Here is a 9,812-nt window from a genome sequence, read left to right on the forward strand (position 1 = left end):
AATATACTTGTGTTACATCGTTAGTGATACGTAGCCTAAGCTACCTAATGTTAGAATGTTATTTTGAAAATTAAAGTAACATATTGTATACTAAAAAGCAAATAAGAAGCATGATATAGGACGTGATCAAAATCGAATATGTAGAACCAATACGATGCAAGACCCAAATCAATCAACTTAAAAACTATTTAAAGAATAGGAATTTGCGCGATTACTTACTTTTCGTCTTAGGGATTAATAGCGGCTTGCGGATATCAGATTTATTATTACTAACGGTAGCCGATGTAAAAGGTAAAGATCGCATCTTACTTAGGGAGAAGAAAACAGGAAAAAGTAAAGATTTTCCCCTGTCCGATACATGTAAAAAAGCAATTGATGAATATCTTAAAACCGTTCAAATAAGCGATGGTTGCCTATTTAAAAGCAAAAAAGGTAATTGGCCAATTACTCGGGTGCAAGCCTATCGAATTATTAATAGTGCAGCAAGAGAAATCGGCATTAACGACGCCATAGGCACCCATACACTACGTAAAACATTTGGATATTGGGCACACAAAAAAGGCGTAGATATCACCAAAATTCAAAAACTGCTGAATCACTCTGCCCCTAATGTAACATTAGCTTATATCGGAATTACAAAAGACGAATTAGATGATGTATATATTAATCTAAATTTATAAAAAGCTGCGTTTTATAGCAGATTTTAGCCATAAATAAATCTTAATTCCTTGAAAAAAAAGGATAATTAGAAAAAATGACGTAATATGTTTTATTATGGGAATTTTCCAGTTGACGTAACACAAGTATATTGTGTTACGTTATATCGTGAAGAAATTACGCCCTAAAAAAGCGCACAAAATGGAAGAGCAGCTTCCTTTTGTGCGCTCTTTTATTACTTAATTGTTGTGACTACGCAACTCCCCAAACGATTTAATTCCATCTTTTCCGTATGATAATTCATAAGAGTATTGCGGTGACCCACACTTATAATTGCTGCATTTGGCATGGTACTAACGATCATTTTATACATAGCTTGCTCTGTACTTTCATCTAAGGCAGATGTAGCTTCATCCAGAAACAACCAATTTGGTTTTTGCAACAGTACTCTGGCAAAAGCTACCCTTTGCTGTTCCCCTAATGACAGCGTATGACCCCAATCGGCTACAATATGCAATTTATCTGTTAAGTGAGGCAGTCTACACATAACCAAAGTTTCCCGCATCACCTTATCCTTGTCTTCTTTGATGATATCTGGATAAACTAACATCTCTCGTAAAGAACTATAAGGCAGATAAGACTTTTGAGGAACAAACATTACTTTTTGTTTATCTGGCACTATGATTTTGCCAGAGGCATAGGGCCAAATACCAGCAAAAGTACGCAGCAATGTACTTTTCCCGCAACCGGATTCTCCCATAATTAATAGTTTATCAGCAGGTCTTATCATTAACGATAAATCCTTAATTAGAAGAGCCCCATCTGGTAAAAAGATTTGAAGATTGCATGCAGAATATACTGAGGCGTTTTCCCGGGAAATATTTAATTTGTATGCTCTAGGCAATTGACCGCGAACCATCTCCATACTTACTAAGAAATTATTAAGACGATTAACGACCGCCCGCCACTGGGCAAGGAGTGTAAAGCTATCGACAACAAAGGAAAAGCCTGTTTGTACATGTCGATAAGCATCTACAATCTGAAACATTTGCCCCAAATGAATCTGACTGGTAAAGTAACGAGGAGCTGCTGCAATCGAGGCGAAAATAGAAGAAATTTGCGTATAAGAAGACGTTAACCAAGTTAATGACCTGCGAACTTTCATAATCTTTCGATAGGTAGCAACAATCTTACCGAATCCTTGATGAAAACTCCATTTTTCTTGCTTTTCGCCGCCATATAAAGCAATGCTTTCTGCATTTTCTCTTAACCGCATCAAGCTAAAACGAAAATCAGCTTCAAAGCGCTGCTGGTCAAAGTCTAATTTTACCAAAGGGCGCCCTGTTTTAACTGTCCAATAGGTTCCACCCATAGCATATAACATAGCTACCCAAACTAAATAGCCTTGTATAGGGATTTCAAATCCAGCAATGGATAGGGTAATTATACCTGATAAATTCCACAAAATCACAATAAACGACAAAATAGTTACTAAATCCTGCAAGAGGTCTAACGAAAGCCTAAGGGTCAGCCAAACAAACATCTCAATATCTTCACTAATACGTTGGTCAGGATTATCCATATCATGCTCTTGAGAAAGCTGTAATAGATAGTAGGTTTTATGAGCCAGCCAATCGGACAAGTATCGTTCTGTCATCCACCGGCGCCATCCAATATGAAGCATCATTCGAGTATAAATTTGATAGCCTCGAACTACAACTAAACAAGCTGCTAAGATGCAATAATGACCAATGGATTCCATAAATCCTTGATAATTATGACTTTGTATAACCTCATAAAAATTCACCTGCCAGGTATTAATCAAAACTAACATATAAACAATTCCCAGATTCAAGGTAATTACAGTAACGAGCAATCCCCAGGCTGACCACTTTTCTTCTGAAAACCAATAGGATCTGGCAATTTTCCAGCTAGTTAATAATAAGGCGGCTTTCCCTCTCCCCATATCGTTCTATCACCTCCTTATTGTATATTCACTTAGCAGTAAGGCCATAACAAAAACTTAGAAATTTTGCCACTTGCCTAGGCATCTTCGATACACCAAGTGCTTCTTTCAGATCAGTAGGGGATTGCTTCGCTATGCTCGCAATGACAAATTGTTAATGATAGTAAAAAAAAGTACGGTTATACCTAGATAAGCATAACCGTACTTCCTTTAACACTTATACATGAAAGAGAAGATTCTTTCTTCTCTTTTTTTAAATAGATGCTGATTTCCTACTAAGCAGAATTAAAGCGAAATGAAAGCATTTTCAAATAATGAGTCGAGGGATGAAGATCCAAGGATTTTTTTGACTCTAGCAAAGAAGTAACAGAAAAAATTTGCTGTACTTTGATTCGTCAAAGGCAACAGTATTGCTGTTGCTTGTTTATATTGTTCAACTCCAGCTTCTGCATTAACATAGGGATAAAAATCTAAAGCAGTTGCTGCATTTTTCACGAGTGAATCACTAGGATTGCTGCCATCAATCTCTATACTTTGCGTAAAAGAAAAGTTCGTCAAGTTTTTTTCCACCCATACTTCATACTTTTTGTGCCCATCGAAAAGTTGACAATTTGCATGATGAGGCACACACATATCTTGTACCAAGTGAGCAGCAGCCCCTAAATAAAAAATGGAACTTTCAATACAGCCTTGCCGTAAATATTTGATCGCTATAGAAAAAAACTGCTGATAATCACAAGCTGCATTGGAAAAATGCCAAAATCCGCGGCGAGTAGTCGGATGTAGGAAATGGTGGATATTCTTCCAGTTCAGATCAGCCCAAATTACACCATTCTGAAGGGATTGATAGTATGCAGCAAGCAGCATCGCCTCTTTTATAAATCCATTCTTCTGTAAAATTCCTAACGCTTGATCATTGCAATATTGGTGAGTAATACAGTAAGAAGAATCAATTTGCTGACATGCTGGATTCTCAAAAAAAGATATGGTTCTCAAACTTGTTTCAACTACTGCTTTAAGCATTATTAAACACCTGCTTTCCGCCAAGATTCCAATCCAGTATATCTTTTTCCGGAGTTTCCAATAAGATCATTTATTCTTTCAGCTATTTTTATGCCTGCATGATGAGGGCTTATTTCCCTACATTTATCTTGCATTTCTTTTAATACTGTTGACTCTTTATCAAAAATTGCTGCAACTTTTATTGGAATATGATTTTCTTCTTTTACCCAATAAGCAGCTCCTTGCCAATGCAGGTAAGCGGCATTTTCTTCTTCCTGCCCCGGTAATGGGTTAAGTAAAATCATAGGTAAATTGACAGCTAAAGCTTCGCTGCAAGTTAGTCCCCCAGGTTTTGTGATTAATAGGTCTGCTTCCTTCATGAGAAAGGCAATATGAGGCGAAAATGGTAATATGGTAATTTGATTTTGTAATTCTAGAGCTAATATTTTTAGACGTTTTTGCAGTTTTTCATTCTTTCCCGCCACGACTGTGATATGAGTGTGATTTGGGAGTTGTTCCAATCTTCGCAAGGTTGCTTCCATGGACCCAAAACCTAAACCTCCACCCATCACTAAAATTTGAGGAGCCTGTATTCTTATGCTCCTGTCAGCAGGTTTAAAATTTCGATTTACAGGAATGCCAGTGGCAGTAATATGCTGTCTTTGAATCCCATATTGTTTTAATTCATTGACCATCATTTGATTTGCTACAAAATAATGATCAACATCGCTTGTAATCCACCAAGGATGTACCGTAAAATCAGTAATAATGCCGGCAAGAGTGAAATGATTACCACTCTTATGCCGCAGGGCAGAGGCTGCCCCAAGTGGAAAGGGATGCGTACATATAATGCCGTGAGGACGGTACTCAGAAATTAAGCTAGCCATCATCTTTTGATTGGCTGCGTTAATAAAATCTATTATTTTACGTGTCTGTTTATTTTCTGTTATCCGATAAAGACCCTTATACAGGTTAGGGGCAACTTTCAAAATTCCATAATAGGATGATTTCATGAGGTCCATCAACTCAATTTGCAGTCGATTTAAAGCAGGGAATCGAAATTGACCAGCCTGTAAAAAGTCAACAATTGTTACATTGCAGGAGTCAGTCGCCTGCAGCTCTTCACCTACTGTCGATGCGGCTTGCATATGTCCATTGCCTATTGACGCTGAAACAATGAGAATCTTTTTTGATTTCATAGTCCCACCTCTTACTGTAATTTCTCTCTATATTGACAATATCATAACCGTAATTAAAAAAAATTAGGATTACATTAACATTTCGTTAATATTATCCCTTGTTACTTTTCATACCTATAAGAAAACAGACCGTTTCCTCATAATGAGAAAATGGCCTGTTTTTTTATTACATTATTCATATCGTAAGGCTTCAATCGGATCAAGCAATGCTGCTTTACGAGCAGGGTATATCCCAAAAAATAAACCAATGAAGACAGAAAAGGCAAATGCTGCCACAATAGCCAAACTAGAAATCACAGTATTCCAGCCTGCGACGGATGAAATCCCATAGGATGCACCAATCCCTAAGGCAATACCAAGTACTCCTCCAGTAACACTAATTACAATGGCTTCAATTAGAAATTGCAATAAGATATTTTGGTATCGTGCTCCCAGTGCTTTTCGTATACCGATTTCTCGTGTCCTTTCTGTAACTGACACCAGCATGATATTCATAATACCAATACCGCCTACTAAAAGTGATAATCCTGCGACAACGGCTAACAATGAAGTAATCATGCTGGTAGTTTCATCAGCAGCCGCCATGATCGCGACCATATTACGCACTGTAAAATCATCCGGGGTCGTTGTCGGTAACTTATGACGAGCCCGCAGCAATGTTGTAATGTCATCTTGAACTTGATAAATCACATCCGTGCCGGTTGCCTGAACGTTAATGTTTTGAATGTACGTAATACCCATCAAACGTTCCTGTGCCGTCTTCAGTGGAATGATTACCGTATCATCCTGATTTCCTCCTGCAGATTCTCCCTTGGCTTCTAATACACCAACTACCCGAAAGGGCGCATTGTTAATGCGGATCGTTTGTCCAATTGGAGTTCCACCATTAAACAAGTTTTCTGCTACAGTTTTTCCCAGAACTGCAACCCTTGCCCGAGTTTCTAGATCCTGATTCGTGAAGAAGCTTCCTTCTTCTATATTGTAATTCCGTATTCCCTGAATATCTGGAGTTGTCCCCTGAATACTTGTAGTCCAGTTCTGATTGCCAAATACCACCTGATAGGAACGAGTAACTGCCGGTGCAACCAAATTAATGCCAGCTACTTCTTGGGATATTGCTATCGCATCTTTCTCATTCAAGGTGATGCTGGACCCTGCCGCTTGCCTGGATCCTCCAGCATTCGATGCGCCAGGTGTTACCACAAGCAAATTACTGCCGAGTCCTGCAATGGAAGTTGCGACTTTATCTTTGACTCCCATTCCAATGGATACCATTGCAATGACTGCGCCAACACCAATGATAATTCCAAGCATGGTGAGCATTGCTCTTAATTTATTTGCTTTAAGCCCTGCTAAGGCGATAGAAATACTTTCACTAAACACAAACTCACCTCACTTTCCATTCATCCCGTTCGATCAGTCCATCACGAACATAGACAACCCGCCCAGCATACTCGGCAATGTCAGGTTCGTGGGTAACCAGAATGATGGTTCGTCCTTGGGAGTTTAACTCTGAAAAAATATTCATAACCTCGTCACCAGACTTAGTATCAAGGTTGCCTGTTGGCTCATCTGCCATAATAATGGTGGGATCATTTACTAATGCTCTGGCAATCGCAACACGTTGGCGCTGACCGCCAGAAAGTTCATTTGGCTGATGGTTCATCCGTGATTCAAGACCAACCATTCCCAAAACCTGTTCTGCACGTGCCAATCGTTCTCTTTTATCTACTCCAGCATACACCATGGGCAAAGCCACATTCTGCAACGTAGTCATTCTGGGCAAAAGATTAAAACTTTGGAATACAAAGCCTATTTTTTTGTTTCTGGTGATGGCAAGCTGATCATCATTAAGCGTTGCTACTTCTTCTCCATCCAGCATATAAGAACCCGCTGTCGGCCGATCTAAGCATCCTAATATATTCATTAGTGTTGATTTACCTGATCCAGACGGTCCCATAATAGCTGTAAATTCACCCGGACTTATGCTTAAATTGATTCCCGCAAGGGCATTTACTCGTTCTCCGCCTAGCTGATAAACCTTAGTAACTTCCGAAAGTAAAATTGACAAGATAAGCCCCTCCTTTACATGCCACCAGGACCACCGCCAGGCCTTATTCCGCCCTTGGTTGAATTTGTTGTTTGGGTTGTTTGCGTTGTTTTAGCCGAAGATGCCACGATTTCATCGCCCTCGGATAATCCACTCACAATCTCAATTTTACTATCGCCTGTGATTCCAGTAGTAACAGATACATTTTGCGAGATATTTTGTTTGACGACTACTACATATTGCCCATTATTATTGGATTTTACAGCTGCTAACGGCACAATCAAGGTATTTTTGCTTTCTGCAACATGGATAGAAACCCTGGCTGTCATAGTCGGTTTTAGTAAGTTTTCAGCAGCATCCACATCGACTAATACTTTATAATACACTACATTCGATACAACAGTAGCTTTTTGCGAAACATTCGATACTACTCCACTGAAGGTCTTGGTCGGATATGCATCGACTGTAAATGTCACCTTTTGCCCAACTTGTATTTTTCCAATATCGGATTCATCTACCTGCGTTTCAATCTGCATTTTGGACATATCTGCGATTGTCAGCAGTACCATCGGTGTCGATACCCCAGGTGCTACTGCTTGACCAGCAGGAGTTGGTTTACCAATAACTTGTCCATTAATGGGAGATCGAATCACTGTATCATTCAATTGAGATACCGCGTCTTCATAAGCTGCTTGAGCTACACTGTAATCACTGCGGCTCGTATCAAGCGCCTGAGTCGTTACGGCTCCAAGAGCTTCTAAATGCTGAGTACGCTCATAGATACCTGCCGCATTAGCTAACCGAGCCTGTGCTTGAGATACAAGTGCCTGTAGATGCGTATCATCCAGCGTCAATAGTACCTGTCCTACTGATACGCTATCATTTTCCTTTACCTTTACTTCTTTTATCAGACCTGTGATTTTAGAACTAACATCAACGAGATTAACTGGTGAAATTGTACCTGTAGCTGAAACCATGGAAGAAATATCGCCACGCTCAACGGATACGGTTGGTCCTACCTGAGCAGGAGTTGTTTTCCCTTTGTAGATATAAATGGCACCGCCAATTGCTGCTACAACGACCATTCCAACTATCCACACTTTATTCTGAAGAATTTTTTTCCATACCAAGAACATTCTCTTACCTCCTGCTTATCATTAACAGCATTAAGGCTGCACTCATTCAATGCCTGCTCCAATCGCTTTTTGTAATTTTGCTTTATTTACATTGTAATCATATAAAGCTTGCGTAGCGTTGGTTTCGGCTTGCGTAAGAGCCACTTGTGCATCAATAACATCTAAGTTGGTACCTACACCGGCATAGTATTTTGCTTGGGAGGCTTTAAGGTCTTCACTTGCTTTGTCTACTGCTACTTTTGAAGTTTCAATACGAGCCTCTGCTTCTTTCATGCTCAAATATGCTTGACGCACTTCTAATTCAACTGCAGTGCGAGTTTGTTGATCGGTGTGGCTGACTTTATCCATATTTGCCTGGGCTTCTTTGATTTTGGCATTGGTCACACCAGCATCAAAGATATTCCAGCTGGCAGAAACTCCAACCGTCCAATTACTATTGTCACCAGGAAATTTAGAGCCGCTCCAGCCTTGTGTACCACTTGCTGATACCGTTGGCAATTTTCCGCTGTCAGCAACTTTAATACCTGCTTTTGCTGCATTTATTGTATCTTGAGACTGCATAATTTCTGGTCTTTTTTCTTTTGCCATTTGAATACTATCTTCCAGAGACATATCATATGAAGCAAAAGCAAGATCGTCTTTCATAGTATTCTGACTATCGAGAGGCAAACCTATAATATTATTAAAAGTCGCAATGGATACATCATAAGCATTTTGCGCCTTTGTCAAATTTTGTTGTGCATTAGCCAACTCAACTTCTGAACGAAGCACATCAGATTTAGCAATTGTTCCTACTTGAAATTGAGCTTGAACATTCTTCAAATGCTCTGACAAATTATCAACCGTCTGCTGATTTACTTTTACGAGTTTATTGTTTTGCAACACACTAAAATAAGCAGTCGTAGTATCTAACTTTACCTGCTCTTTCGCTTTTACTACACCAACAGTAGCGATATTTGCATTGTATTTTGCCTGATCAATCAGTCCTTCTGTCCTTCCACCAGTATACAAAGGCCAGCTTGCACGAAGAGAAGTGCTAAAATTATCACTAGAGGATGCTGCTCCTGCACCAGATGCCCGATTATTACTATTCGACAAGGAGAGATTCGGCATTTTGCCAGCTTCATTTTCCTTTATACCCCAAACCGCTTTCTCTTTATCAGCAATTGCCATCTTAATGGATGGATTATTTTCCAATGCCAAAGCAATGCTATCATCTAAGGATAGCTCAGAGGCAGCAGAAAAAGGTATAGCGGTATTGAAAACCAGCAAGCTAGTTGCCAGTAAAACAGCAGGTTTCACGAAGGCTTTCTTTCTTGACATTTCTATGTGTCCTCCTTAAATTTGCTCCAAGTCAGTATTCCTGACCATTGAATTCATTCTACTGTTCTTTTTTTTGATTTTCTTTAGATTCCACTTGGTAAGTACTGTATGAGACCAGAGCTGCAAGTACCGCGCTTTGTGTCCTTTAAACATACAAAAAAAAGGAGCTGTCTCAAAATAGGTTTTTAAAACCTATTTGAGATAGCTCTTTCTTTGTATCCCTAACCGAATAGGGTATTTTCTCTTTTTTGCGAATTAAGTGGAGTAAAGTAGGCATAGCAAAGCTAGAGGAGCATTATGCCCCTCATAAATTGCTGTGCCTGCAACCTTTTAGGCGGTCTTTTTTTCGTGTAGCATTTTTCCGCACCGTTGTTGCTGTATTTTGTTATGTAGTTTATTTAAGTTATAGCCCATCGCCAAGAACAAGAATTCAGTCCTAACGCTTTGCTTGCCACGCAGCAAGAATCTTCTAAATCGAT

Annotated in this window: 9 protein-coding genes; 1 reads left to right on the forward strand and 8 read right to left on the reverse strand. The window is 39.4% G+C overall.

Annotated elements, in window-relative coordinates; genetic code table 11:
* Positions 1-122 precede the first annotated feature (122 nt).
* The gene (locus tag BMZ99_RS20470) at positions 123-680 is read left to right on the forward strand and encodes a site-specific integrase (RefSeq protein WP_090942123.1); all 558 of its coding nucleotides are present in this window, start codon (positions 123-125) and stop codon (positions 678-680) included.
* 212 nt (positions 681-892) lie between these two features.
* Here BMZ99_RS20470 and BMZ99_RS20475 read toward each other — a convergent pair whose 3' ends face one another.
* From BMZ99_RS20475 to BMZ99_RS27620, 8 genes are all read right to left on the reverse strand, one after another.
* On the reverse strand, positions 893-2,623 hold the full coding sequence (locus BMZ99_RS20475) for an ABC transporter ATP-binding protein/permease (RefSeq protein ID WP_090942126.1): 1,731 nt from the start codon (positions 2,621-2,623) through the stop codon (positions 893-895).
* Positions 2,624-2,908: 285 nt separating this feature from the next.
* Positions 2,909-3,646, reverse strand: coding sequence for a zinc dependent phospholipase C family protein (locus BMZ99_RS20480; RefSeq protein WP_090942129.1), 738 nt, complete (start codon positions 3,644-3,646; stop codon positions 2,909-2,911).
* A 2-nt stretch (positions 3,647-3,648) separates the two neighbouring features.
* Positions 3,649-4,824, reverse strand: coding sequence for an MGDG synthase family glycosyltransferase (locus BMZ99_RS20485; protein ID WP_090942132.1), 1,176 nt, complete (start codon positions 4,822-4,824; stop codon positions 3,649-3,651).
* A 171-nt stretch (positions 4,825-4,995) separates the two neighbouring features.
* The gene (locus BMZ99_RS20490; protein WP_090942135.1) at positions 4,996-6,207 is read right to left on the reverse strand and encodes an ABC transporter permease; all 1,212 of its coding nucleotides are present in this window, start codon (positions 6,205-6,207) and stop codon (positions 4,996-4,998) included.
* Positions 6,208-6,211: 4 nt separating this feature from the next.
* A complete protein-coding gene (locus BMZ99_RS20495) occupies positions 6,212-6,895 on the reverse strand; it encodes an ABC transporter ATP-binding protein (RefSeq protein ID WP_090942138.1) in 684 nt (227 codons plus the stop codon).
* A 14-nt stretch (positions 6,896-6,909) separates the two neighbouring features.
* The gene (locus BMZ99_RS20500; RefSeq protein WP_090942140.1) at positions 6,910-8,010 is read right to left on the reverse strand and encodes an efflux RND transporter periplasmic adaptor subunit; all 1,101 of its coding nucleotides are present in this window, start codon (positions 8,008-8,010) and stop codon (positions 6,910-6,912) included.
* Positions 8,011-8,052: 42 nt separating this feature from the next.
* Complete coding sequence (locus BMZ99_RS20505) at positions 8,053-9,333, reverse strand: TolC family protein (RefSeq protein ID WP_090942143.1); 1,281 nt, start codon at positions 9,331-9,333, stop codon at positions 8,053-8,055.
* Positions 9,334-9,663: 330 nt separating this feature from the next.
* Positions 9,664-9,812, reverse strand: a 149-nt coding sequence (locus BMZ99_RS27620; protein WP_139214809.1) for a transposase, incomplete at its 5' end; no start/stop codon positions are given.

Origin of the sequence: Pelosinus propionicus DSM 13327 (assembly GCF_900114615.1) — a bacterium.
Classification (GTDB): domain Bacteria; phylum Bacillota; class Negativicutes; order DSM-13327; family DSM-13327; genus Pelosinus; species Pelosinus propionicus.

Excerpts from the sequence above, each read along its gene's own strand:
- BMZ99_RS20500 (WP_090942140.1), bottom strand. The coding sequence starts at position 8,010 with ATGTTCTTGGTATGGAAAAAAATTCTTCAGAATAAAGTGTGGATAGTT.
- BMZ99_RS20480 (WP_090942129.1), bottom strand. The coding sequence starts at position 3,646 with ATGCTTAAAGCAGTAGTTGAAACAAGTTTGAGAACCATATCTTTTTTT.
- BMZ99_RS20505 (WP_090942143.1), bottom strand. The coding sequence starts at position 9,333 with ATGTCAAGAAAGAAAGCCTTCGTGAAACCTGCTGTTTTACTGGCAACT.
- BMZ99_RS20475 (WP_090942126.1), bottom strand. The coding sequence starts at position 2,623 with ATGGGGAGAGGGAAAGCCGCCTTATTATTAACTAGCTGGAAAATTGCC.
- BMZ99_RS20485 (WP_090942132.1), bottom strand. The coding sequence starts at position 4,824 with ATGAAATCAAAAAAGATTCTCATTGTTTCAGCGTCAATAGGCAATGGA.